General features: G+C 71.8%; 15 protein-coding genes and 1 pseudogene. 8 read left to right on the top strand and 8 right to left on the bottom strand.

The genetic code is table 11. From position 1 onward, the window contains the following. From AB0B35_RS16530 to AB0B35_RS16500, 7 genes and pseudogenes are all read left to right on the top strand, one after another. A partial coding sequence (locus AB0B35_RS16530; RefSeq protein ID WP_361045845.1) for a hypothetical protein occupies window positions 1-199 on the top strand: 199 nt, incomplete at its 5' end. A gap of 62 nt (window positions 200-261) precedes the next feature. Continuing rightward, window positions 262-825, top strand: a pseudogene (locus AB0B35_RS16525) (sigma-70 family RNA polymerase sigma factor); the annotation flags it as partial. Then, window positions 822-1283: a hypothetical protein gene (locus tag AB0B35_RS16520; protein ID WP_361045843.1), complete on the top strand. Its 462-nt coding sequence runs from the start codon at window positions 822-824 to the stop codon at window positions 1281-1283. The pseudogene AB0B35_RS16525 and the gene AB0B35_RS16520, both read left to right, overlap by 4 nt. Next, complete coding sequence (locus AB0B35_RS16515; protein ID WP_361045840.1) at window positions 1283-1594, top strand: hypothetical protein; 312 nt, start codon at window positions 1283-1285, stop codon at window positions 1592-1594. Before AB0B35_RS16520 ends, AB0B35_RS16515 begins: the two co-directional genes overlap by 1 nt. Then, entirely contained in the window at window positions 1587-1925 is a 339-nt protein-coding gene (locus AB0B35_RS16510) for a helix-turn-helix domain-containing protein (RefSeq protein ID WP_361045838.1), read from the top strand. Before AB0B35_RS16515 ends, AB0B35_RS16510 begins: the two co-directional genes overlap by 8 nt. A gap of 12 nt (window positions 1926-1937) precedes the next feature. Continuing rightward, window positions 1938-2081, top strand: coding sequence for a hypothetical protein (locus AB0B35_RS16505; RefSeq protein ID WP_361045836.1), 144 nt, complete (start codon window positions 1938-1940; stop codon window positions 2079-2081). A gap of 394 nt (window positions 2082-2475) precedes the next feature. After that, entirely contained in the window at window positions 2476-3018 is a 543-nt protein-coding gene (locus AB0B35_RS16500; protein WP_361045834.1) for a DUF6239 family natural product biosynthesis protein, read from the top strand. A gap of 78 nt (window positions 3019-3096) precedes the next feature. Here AB0B35_RS16500 and AB0B35_RS16495 read toward each other — a convergent pair whose 3' ends face one another. Both AB0B35_RS16495 and gltB read right to left on the bottom strand, forming a co-directional pair. Continuing rightward, window positions 3097-4590 (bottom strand): glutamate synthase subunit beta, encoded by a 1494-nt coding sequence (locus AB0B35_RS16495; protein WP_361045833.1) that lies wholly within the window; start codon window positions 4588-4590, stop codon window positions 3097-3099. Continuing rightward, window positions 4583-9160, bottom strand: a complete 4578-nt coding sequence (gene gltB, locus AB0B35_RS16490) for a glutamate synthase large subunit (RefSeq protein WP_361045880.1) — start codon at window positions 9158-9160, stop codon at window positions 4583-4585. The genes AB0B35_RS16495 and gltB overlap by 8 nt, the downstream gene beginning before the upstream one ends. A gap of 750 nt (window positions 9161-9910) precedes the next feature. Between gltB and AB0B35_RS16485 the strand changes: the two genes are divergently transcribed. Next, complete coding sequence (locus AB0B35_RS16485) at window positions 9911-10762, top strand: hypothetical protein (RefSeq protein WP_361045830.1); 852 nt, start codon at window positions 9911-9913, stop codon at window positions 10760-10762. Window positions 10763-11006: 244 nt separating this feature from the next. On the opposite strand, the gene AB0B35_RS16480 is transcribed toward AB0B35_RS16485, so the two are convergent. The 6 genes from AB0B35_RS16480 to trpC form a co-directional block, all read right to left on the bottom strand. After that, entirely contained in the window at window positions 11007-12203 is a 1197-nt protein-coding gene (locus AB0B35_RS16480; RefSeq protein WP_361045827.1) for an NAD(P)/FAD-dependent oxidoreductase, read from the bottom strand. 3 nt (window positions 12204-12206) lie between these two features. Next, window positions 12207-13322, bottom strand: coding sequence for a prolipoprotein diacylglyceryl transferase (gene lgt, locus AB0B35_RS16475; RefSeq protein ID WP_361045825.1), 1116 nt, complete (start codon window positions 13320-13322; stop codon window positions 12207-12209). Between the two features lie 79 nt (window positions 13323-13401). After that, window positions 13402-13731, bottom strand: coding sequence for a hypothetical protein (locus tag AB0B35_RS16470; protein ID WP_361045823.1), 330 nt, complete (start codon window positions 13729-13731; stop codon window positions 13402-13404). A 279-nt stretch (window positions 13732-14010) separates the two neighbouring features. Further along, window positions 14011-14790: a tryptophan synthase subunit alpha gene (gene trpA / locus AB0B35_RS16465; protein ID WP_361045821.1), complete on the bottom strand. Its 780-nt coding sequence runs from the start codon at window positions 14788-14790 to the stop codon at window positions 14011-14013. A gap of 79 nt (window positions 14791-14869) precedes the next feature. Continuing rightward, on the bottom strand, window positions 14870-16087 hold the full coding sequence (gene trpB / locus AB0B35_RS16460) for a tryptophan synthase subunit beta (protein WP_361045819.1): 1218 nt from the start codon (window positions 16085-16087) through the stop codon (window positions 14870-14872). A 55-nt stretch (window positions 16088-16142) separates the two neighbouring features. After that, window positions 16143-17000, bottom strand: coding sequence for an indole-3-glycerol phosphate synthase TrpC (gene trpC / locus AB0B35_RS16455; protein ID WP_360529629.1), 858 nt, complete (start codon window positions 16998-17000; stop codon window positions 16143-16145). Window positions 17001-17185: the final 185 nt, after the last annotated feature.

Raw genomic sequence — 17185 nt, 5'->3', positions numbered from 1 at the left:
CGCGACCGTGGCGCTCAGCGCGCCCTGCACACCGCTCGCGGTGAACGTCAGCGTCGGCTTCGCCGGCTCCCGCCAGTTGTTCACCTGGGTCGGGGCCGTGAACCCCGGTCCGGCGGGCCTCTCGATCGAAGATCCCCCCGCCAGAAGAGGAGCAACCTACGTGCTCATGACATGCAAGGGCCGGGTGTCGCGCGGATGAGCCCGACCGCTGTCACGACGGAAGCCCGCACCACCCTCGCCGGATCGGTGCCCGAGGAGCAGTCGTACGTATGGAACCTGGTCGAACGAGCGCAGCAGGGCGACACCGAGGCGTTCGGGAAGATCTACGCGCAGTACGCCCCCGCGGTCTTCCGCTTCATCTACTTCCGGGTCCGGCACAGCCCCACCGCCGAGGACCTGACGTCCGACACCTTCCTGCGCGCCCTCAAGCGCATCGGCAGCGTGCGCTGGCAGGGCCGTGACTTCGCGGCCTGGCTGATCACCATCGCGCGCCACATCGTGGCCGACTACTACAAGTCCGGCCGCTACCGCTTCGAGGTCAGCGGCGAGGTCCTCGACTTCGACCAGGAGGAGTTCAGCCTCGACGGCGCTCCGGACCGGGTCGCCATGGACCACGTGAACAACCTCGCGCTGCTCGCGGCGGTCAAGAAGCTCAACCCCTCCCAGCAGCGCTGCATCGCGCTGCGTTTCCTGGTGGGACTGTCCACCGCGGAGACCGCGCAGTCGATGGGCAAGAGCGAGGGCGCGGTCAAGGCGCTGCAGTGCCGCGCGGTGCGCATGCTCGGCCGGCTGCTGCCCGACGGCTTCGAGGAGGGCAGGTCATGACCCTGTCCACCACCTTCCTCTCGCTGTACACGGCGGCGGTGGCAGCGGTGAGCTTCTCCGCGACGCTGTTCCTGATGCGCGACCGGCTTTCCCTGGTCGAGGAGGCGAAGCTGATCCTGGACCGGGTGGACGACGCCGAGGAGCAGTGGTGGGGTCCCGAGGACGGTCCGCAGCCCGCGCGGCGGCGCGCGATCGTGGCGTTCTGGGGCCGCGCACTGAACCGGCGCCGGCCGGATGGATCCCGGTGGCGACCCACCGGACCGGCCGGCGACCCCGCCCCGGCGAGCCGGGCGACCGCGGTCGGGCAGGCCGCGCCGGTGCGCCGGCCGGAGGCCGACCCCGAGGTGACCGCCTACCTCGACGCGGTGCCGCCGTACCCGGCCGTGGACTACCGGGGCAGGCACACCGCGACCGGGGCGTACCCGCAGGTCCCGTCGACCCGGCAGGCATTCCCGTGATGCGTAGGGCGTGGCGGCGGTGGCTGGCCCGGCTGTGTGACCGGGAGGCCATGCGGGCCGGGGTGGAGGTGAGCGCGCTGCGCTCGGCACTGGTGGCCGAGGCCGTGCTGGCCCGGCGCGCCGAGGAACTGGCGCGGCGGGCCTGCCGGGAGCGCGACCGCTACCGCGGTGAGGCGGTCGCGCTGCACGCCGAACTGGCCGCGGTGCGCGACCTCATCGACGGCGACGAGTCATGGTGGCCCGTCTGGACGGCCGACTCCCGTGGACTCGCCGGCGAGCAGCCGGGCACGAGGGAGCACGCCGGTGTCTGACTCCCCCACGCCCGTCCCGCGGCTGCCCGCACACGTGCGCGAGGTGGCGGTGCGCGCCTGCGGCGGCGACGAGCTGACCCCGCGGCTGGTGACGGCGCTCGCCGCCGTCTACGCCGCGGGGCTGCGCGACGGGGCCGGTGTGCGCGCCGGTCGCCGCGACATGATGACCCCGGCCGAGGTGCTGGCACTGCTGCCGGTGGACCGCAAGACCGTCAAGCGCTGGGCCGACCGCGGCCTGCTGCGCGTCACCCGCACCGCCGGCGGTCACCGCCGGTACCTGCGCGAGGACGTCGCCGCTCTGCTGGTCAAGCACGGCTGGGTGCCACGCTGAAGGAGTGGTTCGATGGCTTCGGAGCTCTATCGCCGCAGGCACGGCGGCACCAGGCTGCCGTCTCTGCTGCTGCTGTTCGCCGAGGGCGTGATCTTCGGGCTGGGGGTGTTCGTCTCCTTCGGAGTGTTCACGACCATGCTCGCCCTGGTTCATTGATCAGCACAGAGTGATCGAGTACTACTCTGTGTAGCTTATCTTTGAAGGCAACTGCCCCATTCGATGTAACAGCTCGTTAATGTACATCGATGTCCACTCATGCCATCACTCATGGTGACGCACGGGTGATCCACTCAAGAGTCGCTATATCAGCATTTTTAGACGTACCGTGCACGTGCGAATTGCAACATGCGTCTTCTTTGAATCGGTGATGTCCCCAGCGCCCGGAGTCAGTACGTCCGGATGATGGCGCATTGACCTGCAGTCCACAATTCGGCGTCGTCCGTGAATTCGCTCTGTGTTACTAGCGCAGCGACGTCACTGGAGGCACGCTGAGTATTCGTTCATTCGGCGCGTACGCCCGGACGCCCAGTGGTCCCGGAAGGGAAGACAGGTGATTGTCAAAGTCAAGAGCGGGGCGTTCTGGCTCTCCATTGTCGGCCTCGCTCTGGTCCTGGTACTGGCCGCATACCTCGTCGTATGGCCGGCCGGCCAGGGAGTAAGTCAAGAGACGAGCGTGCTGGCCAGGGTGATAGCCGCGACGGCGATCGGCGTGGTGCTCATGCTCGCCGGCGCGGTGGCGCTGTCCAATCAGCACCTCGTCAACCGCCTGCACGAGGCGGAGACCCGACAGCTGGCCCGCGACCACCAGCGCGGCGAGCACATGCGCATCGTGATCACGGCGTTGAGCGACATAGTCCAGCAGCTCGCCCAGTTCAGCAAGACCCTGGAGGAGACGGCCGGGCGGGCAAGCCCCGGGGAGCCTCCGCAACTGCACGTGCGCGAGGACCTCGGCAAGCTCAGCGCCATGGTGGAGCTGCTGCGCGAGGACCAGGAGGAGCTGTTCGAGGTGGTGACCCGGATGCAGGCCGACAACGTGACCGTCCTGCCGGTGCGCCGCGGCGACCCGAAGACCCGAGGCCCGGCGAGCCGCTGAGGTCACTGTCCCGAAGCGGCAGGAAGGGCACCTTCTGCAACGCCCCGCGTTGTAGAAGGTGCCCTTCCTGCCGCTTGGTCAGGCGGGGATGAGGGGGCGGGACGAGGGCGCGACGGGAGCCGGGAGGCTGCCTTCGCCGCCGAGGTAGCGGTGGATGGCGGCGGCGGCGCTGCGGCCCTCGGCGATCGCCCAGACGATCAGGGACGCGCCCTTGTGGGCGTCGCCGGCGACGAAGACGCCGTCGGCGGGGGTCTGCCAGTCCGGGCCGCACTCGACGGTGCCCCGCGGGCTGCGGGCCAGGCCGAGCTGTTCCAGGGCTCCGGTGGCGTCCGTGCCCTCGAAGCCGATGGCCAGCAGCACCAGGTCGGCCGGGATCTCCCGCTCGGTGCCGGCGACCTCGGTGACCACACCGCGGCCGTTCACCCGCTCGACGATCACGTCGACGAGTACGATCGCGCGGACGCGGCCCTGCTCGTCGCCGACGAAGCGCTGCACGGCCACGGAGAACACCCGGTCGCCGCCCTCCTCGTGCGCGGCGTAGTTGCGCAGGATCCACGGCCAGGTCGGCCACGGGTCGCGCTGCTCGTCGCGGGCATCCGGGGGCTGCGGGTACCGGTCGAGCTGGGTCACCGACGCCGCGCCCTGCCGGTGGGCCACGCCCAGGCAGTCCGCGCCGGTGTCGCCGCCGCCGATGATGATCACGTGCTTGCCCGCGGCGGTGACCGCCGGCTGCGGACCGCCCGCCACGGCCACATTGGCCTGGCTCAGGTGGACCATCGCCTGGTGGATCCCGGCCAGCTCCCGGCCCGGGGTGTCGGTCTCCCGCCCGGCGAGGGCGCCGGTGGCCAGCAGCACCGCGTCGTGCTCGGCGCGCAACTGCGCCGCGGACACGTCCACGCCCACGTTCACGCCGGTGCGGAAGGCGACGCCCTCGGCCAGCAGCTGCTCGACGCGGGCGTCGATGTGCTGCTTCTCCAGCTTGAAGTCCGGGATGCCGTAGCGCAGCAGGCCGCCGATCGCGTCGTCGCGCTCGTACACCGTCACCGCGTGACCGGCGCGGGCCAGCTGCTGGGCGGCGGCCAGACCGGCCGGGCCGGAGCCGACCACGGCCACCGTCTTGCCCGACGGGGCGACCGCCGGCTGCGGGCGGACCCGGCCGTTCTCGTACGCCCGGTTGATGATCTCGACCTCGACCTGCTTGATCGTCACAGCGCCGCCGGAGGCGGCCGACGTCGCGGTGTCGCCGATGGCCAGCACGCACGACGCCTCGCAGGGCGCCGGGCACAGCCGCCCGGTGAACTCCGGGAAGTTGTTCGTGCTGTGCAGCGACTGGATCGCCGCGTTCCAGTTGCCGGTCCGGACCAGGTCGTTCCAGTCCGGGATGCGGTTCCCGAGCGGGCAGCCCTCGTGGCAGAACGGGATGCCGCAGTCCATGCAGCGGCCCGCCTGCTCGCGGATCAGCTCGTCGTCGGCGGAGGGGTACACCTCGCGCCAGTCCATGATGCGCACCGGCACCGGCCGGCGGGCCGGCAGCCGCCGGCCGTAGCGCAGGAATCCGTTCGGGTCAGGCACGTGCCACCTCCATGACCGCGGCGTCGATGTCGCGGCCGGCAGCCTCGGCGGCCCGCATGGCTTCGATCACGCGCTTGTAGTCGCGCGGGATCACGGCGGTGAAGCGTTCCACGCTGCCCGCCCAGTCGGCCAGCAGCTTCTCCGCCACCGCCGACCCCGTCTCCTGGAAGTGCCGCTCGACGATCTCCAGCAGGCCCTCGGCCTCCACGTCGCCGACCGGACCGAGGTCCACCAGCTCCCGGTTGACCAGCAGCGGGTCCAGGTCCAGCACGAACGCGGCACCGCCGGACATGCCCGCGGCGAAGTTGCGCCCGGTCGGGCCGAGCACCACCACGGTGCCGCCGGTCATGTACTCGCAGCCGTGGTCGCCCACGCCCTCGACCACCGCGGTCGCACCCGAGTTGCGCACCGCGAAGCGCTGGCCGACCCGGCCGCGCAGGTACACCTCACCCGACGTCGCCCCGTACAGCAGGGTGTTGCCGGCGATGATGTGGTCCTCGGCGGCGAACTGGCTGCGCGCGTCCGGGCGCACGATCAGCCGCCCCCCGGACAGGCCCTTGCCCGCGTAGTCGTTGGCGTCGCCGAGCAGCCGCAGCGTGACGCCGCGTGGCACGAACGCGCCGAACGACTGCCCGGCCGTGCCGTGCAGGGTCACGTCGATGGTGCCGTCGGGCAGGCCCGCCCCTCCCGCGCGCCGCACGACCTCACCGCCCAGCATCGCGCCGACGCTGCGGTGCTCGTTGCGCACCGCCACGTCGAACCGCACCGGCGCGCCGGTCAGCAGCGCCGGCTCGGCGTGCCGCAGCAGCGTGTTGTCCAGCGACTTGTCCAGCCCGTGGTCCTGCTCGCGCACCTTGCGGGGCGCGTCGCCGTACGGCGAGCTCGGCAGGGCCAGCACCGGCGACAGGTCCAGCCCGTGCGCCTTCCAGTGCTCCGTGGCCGGGGCCAGGTCGAGCAGGTCGGCGCGGCCCACGGCCTCGTCGATGCTGCGCAGGCCCAGCGCCGCCAGCTGCTCGCGCACCTGCTCGGCGAGGAACCAGAAGAAGTTCTCCACGAACTCCGGCTTGCCGGTGAACCGCTCGCGCAGCACCGGGTTCTGCGTGGCGATGCCGACCGGACAGGTGTCCAGGTGGCAGACCCGCATCATGATGCAGCCCTCGACGATCAGCGGGGCGGTGGCGAAGCCGAACTCCTCCGCGCCCAGCAGCGCCGCCACGATCACGTCGCGGCCGGTCTTGAGCTGGCCGTCGACCTGCACGGTGACCCGGTCGCGCAGCCCGTTGAGCAGCAGCGTCTGCTGCGTCTCGGCCAGGCCCAGCTCCCACGGGGTGCCCGCGTGCTTGAGCGAGTTCAGCGGGGACGCGCCGGTGCCGCCGTCGTGGCCGGAGATCAGGATGACGTCGGCCTTCAGCTTGGCCACACCCGCCGCGACCGTGCCGACGCCGACCTCGCTGACCAGCTTGACGTGGACCCGCGCGCCGGGGTTGACGCACTTGACGTCGAACACCAGCTGCGCCAGGTCCTCGATCGAGTAGATGTCGTGGTGCGGCGGCGGCGAGATCAGGCCGACGCCCGGGGTGGCGTGCCGGGTCTTGGCGATCCACGGCCACACCTTGTTGCCGGGCAGCTGGCCGCCCTCGCCGGGCTTCGCGCCCTGCGCCATCTTGATCTGGATGTCGTCGGCGTGGACCAGGTATTCCGTGGTCACGCCGAAGCGGCCGGAGGCCACCTGCTTGACCGCCGAGCGGCGGGCCGGGTCGTACAGGCGCTCGACGTCCTCGCCGCCCTCACCGGTGTTGGACTTGCCGCCGATGCGGTTCATCGCGATCGCGAGGGTCTCGTGCGCCTCGGCCGAGATGGAGCCGTACGACATCGCGCCGGTGGCGAACCGCTTGACGATCTCCGTCGCGGGTTCGACCTCCTCGATCGGGATCGGCGTCGCGTCCCTGAACCGGAACAGCCCGCGCAGCGAGCCCGCCGCGGCCGCCAGGCCGTCGACCTTCTCGGTGTAGCGCTGGAACACGTCGTACTGGCCGGAGCGCGTGGCGTGCTGGAGCAGGAAGACCGTCTCCGGGTTGAACAGGTGCACCTCGCCCTCGCGCCGCCACTGGTACTCGCCGCCGACCTCCAGCCGCCGGTGCGACTGCTCCGCCGGGTTCGTCGGGTACGCCACCGCGTGCCGCGCCGCGACCTCGGCGTGGATCTCGGCCAGGCCGATGCCCTGGATGCGGCTGGGCGTGCCGGTGAAGTAGCGCTCCACCAGCTCCGAGGACAGGCCGACCGCCTCGAACACCTGCGCGCCGCAGTACGACGACACGGTCGAGATGCCCATCTTCGACATGATCTTCTGGATGCCCTTGCCCAGCGCCTTGACGACGTTGCGCACGGCCTTGTCGGGCGTGATGTTCGGCAGGATGCCGGTGGTGATCAGGTCCTCGACGCTCTCGAAGGCCAGGTACGGGTTGACCGCGGCCGCCCCGAAACCGACCAGCACCGCCGCGTGGTGCACCTCGCGGCAGTCGCCGGACTCGACGACCAGCGCCACCTGGGTGCGCGTCTGCTCCCGCACCAGGTGCTGGTGCACCGCCGCGGTGAGCAGCAGCGACGGGATCGGGGCCAGGTCGGCGGTGGAGTCGCGGTCCGACAGCACCAGGATGCGCACGCCGTCCTCGATCGCCTCGGACACGTGCCGGCGGATCTCGGTCAGCCGGGCCCGCAGCCCGTTCGCGCCGTCGCGCAGCGGGTACAGGCCGGAGACCCGCACCGCCTTGAAGCCGGGCAGGTCGCCGTCCTCGTCGATCGACAGGATCTTGGCCAGCTCGTCGTTGTCGATGACCGGGTACGGCAGCACGATCTGCCGGCAGCTGGTCGGGCCAGGGTCGAGCAGGTTGCCCTCCGGGCCGATGGTCGACGCGAGGCTGGTGACCATCTCCTCCCGGATCGCGTCCAGCGGCGGGTTCGTGACCTGCGCGAAGATCTGGTGGAAGTAGTCGTAGAGCAGCCGCGGCCGGCTCGACAGCGGCGAGATCGGCGTGTCGGTGCCCATCGAGCCCAGCGGCTCCGCCCCGGCCCGCGCCATCGGCCCGAGCAGGATCTTCAGCTCCTCCTCGGAGTAGCCGAAGGTCTGCTGGCGGCGCTGCACCGAGTCGTGGGTGTAGACGATGTGCTCGCGCTCGGGCAGGCCCTCCAGGTGCATCAGCCCGCTGTGCAGCCAGTCGGCGTACGGCTGCTCCGCCGCGAGCTCGCCCTTGATCTCCTCGTCGGAGATGACCCGTCCCTGCGCGGTGTCGACCAGGAACATCCGGCCCGGCTCCAGCCGGCCCTTGGCCACCACGGTCGCCGGGTCGAGGTCGAGCATGCCCGCCTCGCTGCCCAGCACGACCAGGCCGTCCTCGGTGCGCCACCAGCGCCCCGGGCGCAGGCCGTTGCGGTCGAGCACCGCGCCGACGACCGTGCCGTCGGTGAACGCGACGCTGGCCGGGCCGTCCCACGGCTCCATCAGGCTGGCGTGGAACTGGTAGAACGCCCGCTTCGCGGGGTCCATCACCGGGTCGTTCTCCCACGCCTCGGGGATCATCATCAGCACCGCGTGCGGCAGGCTGCGCCCGGTCAGGTGCAGCAGCTCCAGCACCTCGTCGAAGTTCGCCGAGTCGGACGCCTCCGGCGTGCAGATCGGGAACAGCCGGCGCAGGTTGCCCGGCAGCAGCGGGCTGGCCAGCAGGGCCTCGCGGGCCTGCATCCAGTTCTTGTTGCCCCGGATCGTGTTGATCTCACCGTTGTGCGCGATGAACCGGTACGGGTGGGCCAGCGGCCAGCTCGGGAAGGTGTTCGTGGAGAACCGCGAGTGCACCAGCGCGATCGCGCTGACCACACGCTCGTCGGACAGGTCCGGGAAGAACGACGCCAGCTGGTCGGGCGTGAGCATGCCCTTGTAGGTGATCGTGCGGCCGGACAGCGACGGGAAGTACAGCGGCACGCCGCGCTCGCGGCTCTCCCGCTCGGTCTGCTTGCGCACGCAGTAAGCCACGCGCTCCAGCTCCAGGCCGCTCAGCGGCTCGCCGTAGCGGGGTCCGGAGATGCTGTGCGCGGACAGGAACACCTGCCGGATCCGCGGGCGTGCGGCGTCGGCGGTCGCGCCCAGCCCTTCGGCCTCCACCGGCACGTCGCGCCAGCCGAGGATCTGCGCGCCCTCCACCAGGGCGTACTTCTCCAGCACGGTCAGCGCGCGGGCCTCGTCGGCGCCGTTGACGGGCAGGAAGACCAGGCCCGTCACGTACTGGCCGGCGGGCGGCAGCGGGAAGTCGACCACCTCGCGCAGGAAGGCGTCGGGGACCTGGATGAGGATGCCCGCGCCGTCGCCCGTGGTGGTCTCGGCGCCGCGCGCGCCGCGATGGTCCAGGCGGCACAGCGCGGACAGGCCGCGGGCCACCACGTCATGGCTGCGGCGGCCGTGCACGTCGGCCACGAAGGCCACGCCGCAGGAGTCGTGCTCGAAGGCCGGGTCGTAGAGACCGACGGCGGCGGGCGCGGTGGTCATACCAGGCTGCGTCGCGGCCGGAGCGGCCGTCATGCCAGGCTGCAGGGGGTGCGGGTACGGCGATGCCACCGGGCCTCCTGTCGTCACGGGGAATGAACATCGGTATCGGCCACGAACGGGGTGGGATGCCTGGATGCCGCGACAGCGATGGCGCGGGGGCTATGCCGGGTTCGTTTAGCGGTGCCTATCCGAGCGGGACGACGTCGGCCCTTGAATGAACCCGCAGGTTCAGCGGTACACGGACTCTCTCGCGCTGTCGCACGAGCATGGGGACGAGTCTGTGAGTGTTGAGTCTACGTTAAACGCCCTGGGTGTCCACCAGACACAGATTGATCACACGTCCAGATACTGGGAAGCTACTTCCCAGTTAGCAGGCACACGCGAGTGCGCCAGGCCGCTGCCCGTCGCGCGTCCGAGCCCGTGGCGGGCACATTTCCCGCGCGTGTCGGGCGCGTCGCGGAGGTTAACGGCCCGCCTCGGGATCGCCCCCGCCCCGCGCTCCCCACCCCACGAAGCATCGACGGCCGCCCACATCTCCATCGACGATCGCTGCTGGGGCCGCGATCCGGGGACCCGGGCGCGCGGCGCAGGTCCGCGGCGGCGGCCATCCGGTGTCAGCCGCCGGTGGCAGTTTCGACATTCGGCCGATATTCGGTGTTACCGGCCTTAGTCTGCGGCTGAAGGTCCGCTGCAGCGGGCCGCTCACGCGGGGCACGGCCCTCGCCGGTCGACGGGCGCGCCGACGGGCGTCACCGGCTCCGCTATGGCGGAAGGTGGACGACCGTGAATCCCACTGTGCAGGTCCTGCTCAGCGCGCTGGCGTACATCGCCCTCAAGGTGCTCGCCTGCGCCGCCATCCTGATCGTCGGCTGGATCATCGCCAAGGCGATCGGCAGCCTGGTCGACAAGGGCCTGGCCCGGGCCAGGTTCAACCACCTCGCGCAGCGCACGGGCATGAACCGATGGACCGGCCGCTACACGCCCAGCGGCCTGGTGGGCAAGCTCGTCTACTACGCGCTGCTGCTGTTCACGTTCCAGCTGGCGTTCAGCGTGTTCGGGCCCAACCCGATCAGCAACCTCATCGACACCGTGATCAGCTGGCTGCCGCGGCTCATCGTGGCCTGCGTGATCCTGGTGGTCGCGGTCGCCATCGCCAACGCCGTGTTCGACGTGATCACCAACGCGCTGTCGCACTTCTCGTACGGCCGCGCCGTCGGGCGCATCGCCCAGGTCGCGATCATCGCGTTCGGCGCGATCGCGGCGCTCAACCAGATCGGCGTCGCCACCACCATCACCATGCCGGTGCTGGTCGCCGTCCTGGCCACCATCGCCGGCATCCTCATCGTCGGTGTCGGCGGCGGCCTCATCGCCCCCATGCGGGAACGCTGGGAACGCGCCCTGAACAAGGTCGAGGAAGAGGGCTCCCGCGTCTCCGAGCACCTCAAGACCCGCGCCGCCGAGCAGCGCGCCGCCGACACCGCCGCCCTGTCCAAGGACCGCGGCGACACCATGGTCCAGCCCAAGTACCCCGGCGAGAAGCCCTCCGACGTCAAGCCGTCGGCCAAGGAGGCCGCCGACAAACTCACCGAGAAGGCCACCGCCCTCCGCAAGGACATGCAGGGCCCCGAACTCTGACCGACCGACCTTTCACGTGTTGATCATGAACTTATGGCACGGCTCGACGGCGTGTCCCCGGCCTAACCTCATGATCGATTCCGGCCTACCGTCGCACCGTCGGGTGATCATGAAGTTGTGGGCACGACACACCGGTGAGCCGTGCCATAAGTTCATGATCAACCCGGCGCAGGGCGGTGCAACCCGGCGCGGGGCGGCGGAGGGCGGGCGCGGGGCGGCGGGCCTGAGGGCAGGCGGCAGGGGGTCAGGCGGCGGGGGGTTGCCAGTCGGCGGCGACGGTGGCGGCGCGGTCCAGGACACGGGGGGCCAGCGCGCCGAAGGCGCGGTCGCGGGCGCGGGTGACCAGGTTGCCGCGCGGGGCGAGCACCGCGCCGACACGCTGGGTCTGGCGGACCACCTGGGCGGCGCGGGACCGGCGGGAGGCCGAGTACGCGGCGAGCGCGGCGTTGCAGCCCGGCCCGGGGATCGCCGGGTGCAGCAGGGAGCGCAGCGTGGCCGCGTCCTCCAGGGCCAGCCCGGCCCCCTGGGCGAGGTGGTGCGGCATGGCGTGGGCGGCGTCGCCGACCAGCGCGAAGCCGCCGGTGCCGACCGGGAAGGCCAGCTCGTTGGGCAGTGGGCGCAGCTGGCGGCCGTCCTGCTGCACCAGGTCGTCGGGCTCGGTCGCGGCCAGCAGGTCCGCGATCGGGGCGTGCCAGCCGGCGAACCAGCGCTTGAGCAGCTTCAGCTGGGTGGCCTTCGACTCCGGGCGGGCCGCCCCGGCGACGGTGGCGGTCCAGTAGATGCCGCCCCGGCTGGACGCGCCGGAGCTGCCCCGGTCGCCGAGCGAGGCGGCCAGGAAGCGGTAGCCGCCACCCAGCGTCTCCCCGGCCAGCACCAGGTCGTCGGGCAGTTTCGGGGCGCGATACCAGGGGATGACCGCGCGCCAGGCGGCGTAGCCGGAGCTGACCGCGATCGACTGCGGCGCGAGCCGGGCCCGCAGCGTGCTGTCGGCCCCGTCGGCGGCGACGATGACGTCGGCCTCCCAGGTGTGCCGGCCGTCGCCGACCGCGGGCCGGTCACCGGGACGGGCGTGCATGCTGCGCACGGTGATGCCGGTGCGGATCTCGATCTGGTCGCCGAGCCCCGCGATGAACGTGTCGTGCAGGTCCTCGGCGTGCACGACCACGGCCTGCGCGGTGCCGGGCGTCGGCTGGGCGAGGTACTGCCCGTCGGCCCGGCGCAGCCCGCCGGACGGGACCGGGGTCGCGATGGCGGCCAGGCCGCCGCCGAGGCCGAGGGAGCGCAGCGCGGCGACGGCGTTGGGCCACAGCAGCAGCGCGGCGGGGTCGGCCCGCAGCCGGTCCGCCCGCTCCAGCAGGGTGACCCGCCAGCCGGTGCGCGCGAGCGCCCCCGCCGTGGCGAGGCCGCCGACGCCCGCACCGACCACCACCGCGCTGCGCATCGCTCAGTCCTTCGTCGAGGAGGTCTTCTGCGCCGACAGGTCCGAACCCTCATCGGAGGGGTCGTCGAACTCGTCCGACACGGCCTTCGGTGTGCCGTCGCCGTCCGCGTCGGCGTCGCCGGTAGCGGCGGCGGGGCGGGTGCCGTCGGCCAGGAAGGCCTGATACTGCGCCTCGGTGACGATCGTGAAGCCCTTGGCGGGCTCACCGTCGGCGTCGACGTTCGGGATCAGGAACTCCTGCGGGCCCTTGCGGAGGAAGAAGAACGCCGCCGCGCCGAGGAAGACGATGATCGAGGTCCAGACGTTGAGGCGCATGCCGCCGATGATGGTGGCGGTGTCGGTGCGCATCGCCTCGATCCAGCCGCGGCCCAGCGTGTACAGCATCACGTACAGCGCGAAGGCGCGGCCGCGGCCGAACTTGAAGCGCTTGTCGAGGGCGTACACGACACCGGCGACGCCGAGGTTCCACAGCAGCTCGTAGAGGAAAGTCGGGTGGTAGAGGCCCTCGCGCAGCTCGGGCTCGCCGTCGGGGCCGAGCATGGCCTGGCCGGGCTGGGTGTCGGACATGACGTGCACCTGCAGGCCCCACGGCAGGTCGGTCTTGCCGCCGTACAGCTCGTTGTTGAACCAGTTGCCGAGCCGGCCCACGGCCTGCGCCAGCGGCAGCCCGACCGCGATGGTGTCGGCCACGAAGCTGAACGACATGCCGAGCTGGCGGCAGGCCAGCCAGGCGCCGACCGCGCCACCCGCGACGCCGCCCCAGATGCCGAGGCCGCCCTCCCAGATGTAGAGCGCCTTGACCAGGTCGCCGCCGGCGCCGAAGTACGCGTCGGGCGAGCTGAGCACGTGGTAGATGCGCGCGCCGACGATGCCGAACGGCACCGCCCACACGGCGATGTCGAGCACGGCCCACGGCGGGGCACCCCGGCTGCGCATCCGCCGGTCGGTGACGATGCAGGCGAGCACGATGCCCGCGATGATGCACAGCGCGTACGCCCGCAGCGGCACGGGTCCGAGTTGCCAGACCGCCGTGGACGGGGACGGGATGGAGGCGAGGTTCACGAGCCAGAACCCTACCGCCCACACCCCCCAACTCCACACCCCCGCCCGTCCCCTCATTTCGGCTGATCATGAACTTATGGGCGGGTTCGACGGCGTGTCGCCGCCCTAACTTCATGATCGATCTGACGGATTCCGGTCAGACGAGCCACTGGGCACCGTGGCGGTGGTGGAACGGAAGGATGTCGAGGTCGGGGTCGTACGGGTGGCGTACGGCCGCGCGGAGGGCTCCGCGCAGGCGCTGGCGGGCCTTGCGCTCCTCCTCGCGGGCGAAGCGGCCCGCGTCGGCGGAGCCGGGGCTCCGGCGGGCCGAGCGGTGGACCTCCACCCGGTGGCGAAGGCGCTGCGGCCGCGGACGGCGTCCCTCCCGGCGGGCATCACGCAGGCAGGCACGGCTGTATCGCAGGTCGCAAAGCTCCGCCACCCGCAGCGCGGGCAGCGTGGCGGGGGTCATCCGCTGGTGGTTCATGGAGAGATGTTGGACAGAACGGGACAAAGCGGCTCCTTCCGGTAGCCGCCAGGTCATTCCTGGCAGCTACTGGAAGCCGCCGGGCCCGTCACCGCGTTTGGTCACGGCCCGATCGCACACCCGCGCCATCGCCGCGCCGCCGTCTCGTCGACCACCCGAGTCGACGCCGCGGCCCACCCACCGTCGCGCCCGCCGTCCACTCGGTTGATCATGAAGTTATGGCTGCGACACGCCGTCGAACCTTGCCATAAGTTCATGATCAACCGGAGGGGGAAGGGGTCAGGGGGTGAGGCCGGAGCGGAGGTCTTGGGTGAGGGTTCGCAGGGCGGGTAGGCCGCCGTCGGCTAGGGCCGAGACGAGGGCGCTGCCGACGATGACGCCGTCGGCGTACGCGCCGACCTCGGCGGCCTGGGCGCCGCTGCGCACGCCGAGGCCGACGCCGACGGGCAGGTTGCCCGCGGCGGCCTTGACCCGGGAGACCAGGGTCGGGGCGGCGCTGGAGGTGCTGTCGCGGGCGCCGGTGACACCCATGACCGCGGTGGCGTACACGAAGCCGCGGCAGTGCGCCACGGTCATCGCGATGCGCTCGTCCGTCGACGACGGGGAGACCAGGAAGATCCGGTCGAGCTTGTGCGCGTCGGAGGCGGCCAGCCACTCCTGCGCCTCGTCCGGGATCAGGTCCGGGGTGATCAGGCCGGAGCCGCCGGCGGCGGCCAGGTCCCGGGCGAACGCGTCGACGCCGTACTTCTCGATCGGGTTCCAGTAGCTCATGATCAGCACGGGCACGCCCGCGCCGGAGACGGCCTCGACGGTGTGCAGCACGTCGCGGGTGCGCACACCCCCGGCCAGCGCCTGCTCGGTGGCCCGCTGGATGACCGGGCCGTCCATGACCGGGTCGGAGTACGGCAGGCCGATCTCCACCAGGTCGACCCCGGACTCGATCATCGCCTTGACCGCGGCGATGCCCTCGGCCACCGACGGGAACCCGGCAGGCAGGTAACCGACCAGCGCGGCCCGCCCCTCGGCCCGCGCCTTCTCGAACGCGACGCTGACGCTCACTGTGCCACCTTCCGTTCGCGACTGCGGGGCTCGCTGCGCTCACCTCGGCCGGAGGCCGAGCCGGAAAAGCTGTTCGCGCTCACCCGATCACTTCCCCGCTGTCGAACAGGCCGAAGTACTCGCCCGCGGTGTGCATGTCCTTGTCGCCGCGGCCGGACAGGTTCACGATGACCGTCGGCTCGTGGCCCAGCTCCTGGCGCAGCGCCGGGATCTCGCGCAGCATGCCGGCCAGCGCGTGCGCGCTCTCGATCGCCGGGATGATGCCCTCGGTGCGGCACAGCAGCGCGAACGCGTCCATCGCCTCGGCGTCGGTGACCGGCTGGTAGCGGGCCCGGCCCTGGTCGTGCAGCCAGGCGTGCTCGGGGCCGACCGACGGGTAGTCCAGCCCCGCCGAGATCGAGTGCGACTCGATGGTCTGGCCGTCCTCGTCCTGCAGCAGGTACGACCGGGAACCGTGCAGCACGCCGTGGCTGCCGCCGGTGATGCTCGCCGCGTGCCGGCCGGTCTCGACGCCGTCGCCGCCGGCCTCGAAGCCGTACAGCCGCACGGACTCGTCGGGCACGAACGCGTGGAACATGCCGATCGCGTTGGAGCCGCCGCCCACGCACGCCGCGACCGCGTCCGGCAGCGCGCCGGTCAGCGCGAGGCACTGCGCCCGCGCCTCGACGCCGATGCCGCGCACGAAGTCGCGCACCATCGCCGGGAACGGGTGCGGGCCCGCCGCGGTGCCCAGCAGGTAGTGGGTGTCGTCGACGTTGGTGACCCAGTCGCGCAGCGCCTCGTTGATGGCGTCCTTCAGGGTGCGCGAGCCGGTCGTCACCGGGATGACCGTCGCCCCGAGCATCTTCATCCGGGCCACGTTCAGGGCCTGCCGCTTGGTGTCGACCTCGCCCATGTAGACCACGCACTCGAGGTCCAGGTACGCCGCGGCGGTCGCGCTGGCCACGCCGTGCTGGCCCGCGCCGGTCTCGGCGATGACCCGGCCCTTGCCCATGCGCTTGGTCAGCAGGGCCTGGCCGAGCACGTTGCGCACCTTGTGCGCACCCGTGTGGTTGAGGTCCTCCCGCTTGAGCAGGATGCGTACGTCGCCGACGTGAGCCGACAGGTGCGTGGCGTCGTACAGCAGGGACGGGGTGCCCGCGTACTCGCGCAGCATCCGCTCGAATTCGCCGGTGAACTCGGGGTCCGCCATCGCCTTGCGGTAGTGCGCGTCCAGCTCGTCCAGCGCCGCGATCAGCGCCTCCGGGACGAACCGGCCGCCGTACGGGCCGAAGTGGCCCCTGTCGTCGGGCAGCATGTGCCCCTCCTTCGGCGTACGCCGCCCCGATGGCTCGGGGCGGTCCAGCGAAGCGTCAGCGGGTCGGCCGCGGCGTTGCGGGGTGGTTGCCGGCGTTGACGAGTTCGGCGACCGCGTCGCGCGGGCTCTTCTGCGTCACCAGGCCCTCCCCGACGAGCACGGCGTCCGCGCCCGCCGAGGCGTACTTGATCAGGTCCAGCGGACCCCGCACCCCCGACTCGGCGATCTTGAGGACGCTGTTCGGCAGGCCGGGCGCGATGCGCTCGAACACCGTGCGATCCACCTCAAGTGTGCGCAGGTTGCGGGCGTTCACACCGATGACGCGGGCGCCGGCCTCCAGGGCCCGGTCCGCCTCCTCCTCGGTGTGCACCTCGACCAGCGGGGTCATGCCCAGCGACTCGATGCGGTCCAGCAGGCCCGTCAGCACCTTCTGCTCCAGCGCCGCCACGATCAGCAGCACCAGGTCCGCGCCGTACGCCCGCGCCTCGTGCACCTGGTACGCCGAGCAGATGAAATCCTTGCGCAGCACCGGAATCTGCAGGCGCGCCCGCACCGCGGCCAGGTCGTCCAGCGAACCGCCGAACCAGCGTCCCTCGGTCAGCACGCTCACCGCGCGAGCGCCGCCCGCCTCGTACTCCGCGGCCAGCTCCGCCGGGTCCGGGATCTCCGCCAGCGCGCCCTTCGACGGCGACGAGCGCTTCACCTCGGCGATCACACCGACGCCGGAGCGGCGCAGCGCCGCGTACGCGTCCAGGGGTGGCGCGGCAGCCGCCGCGCGCTTCTTGATCTCGTCCATGGAGACCTGATTCTGGCGCGCCTCGACGTCCTCACGGACCCCCGCGATGATCTCGTCGAGCACGCTGCCGCCGCTGTCTCGCATCGATGCGCTCGGGGCCGGCTCGCCAGGCTCCATGCTGCTCAGCTCGTCGGATGCCATGGCCAGACTCTAGGCACTGCCCCACCGCGCAAGGTGAACGGGGTATGGCGTGCCTCACCAATTGGGCTAGTGCATAATGCTCTGCTTCTGGCGTCCGCCTCCGGCGGACGCGGCGATCGGCCTCTCAGCCGATCGCACCCGCGCGTCGCTACATCGCTGCG

The sequence above is a fragment of the Catellatospora sp. NPDC049133 genome (genome assembly GCF_040648455.1).
Classification (GTDB): domain Bacteria; phylum Actinomycetota; class Actinomycetes; order Mycobacteriales; family Micromonosporaceae; genus Catellatospora; species Catellatospora aurea.
This window is presented reverse-complemented; position numbering and strand designations above follow the sequence as displayed.

Bases quoted from the DNA above. Each gene is read 5' to 3' on its own strand.
- AB0B35_RS16520 (WP_361045843.1), top strand. From the start codon at position 822: ATGACCCTGTCCACCACCTTCCTCTCGCTGTACACGGCGGCGGTGGCA.
- AB0B35_RS16515 (WP_361045840.1), top strand. From the start codon at position 1,283: ATGCGTAGGGCGTGGCGGCGGTGGCTGGCCCGGCTGTGTGACCGGGAG.
- AB0B35_RS16505 (WP_361045836.1), top strand. From the start codon at position 1,938: ATGGCTTCGGAGCTCTATCGCCGCAGGCACGGCGGCACCAGGCTGCCG.
- gltB (WP_361045880.1), bottom strand. From the start codon at position 9,160: ATGACGGCCGCTCCGGCCGCGACGCAGCCTGGTATGACCACCGCGCCC.
- AB0B35_RS16480 (WP_361045827.1), bottom strand. From the start codon at position 12,203: ATGCGCAGCGCGGTGGTGGTCGGTGCGGGCGTCGGCGGCCTCGCCACG.
- lgt (WP_361045825.1), bottom strand. From the start codon at position 13,322: ATGAGGGGACGGGCGGGGGTGTGGAGTTGGGGGGTGTGGGCGGTAGGG.
- AB0B35_RS16470 (WP_361045823.1), bottom strand. From the start codon at position 13,731: ATGAACCACCAGCGGATGACCCCCGCCACGCTGCCCGCGCTGCGGGTG.
- trpB (WP_361045819.1), bottom strand. From the start codon at position 16,087: ATGCTGCCCGACGACAGGGGCCACTTCGGCCCGTACGGCGGCCGGTTC.
- trpC (WP_360529629.1), bottom strand. From the start codon at position 17,000: ATGGAGCCTGGCGAGCCGGCCCCGAGCGCATCGATGCGAGACAGCGGC.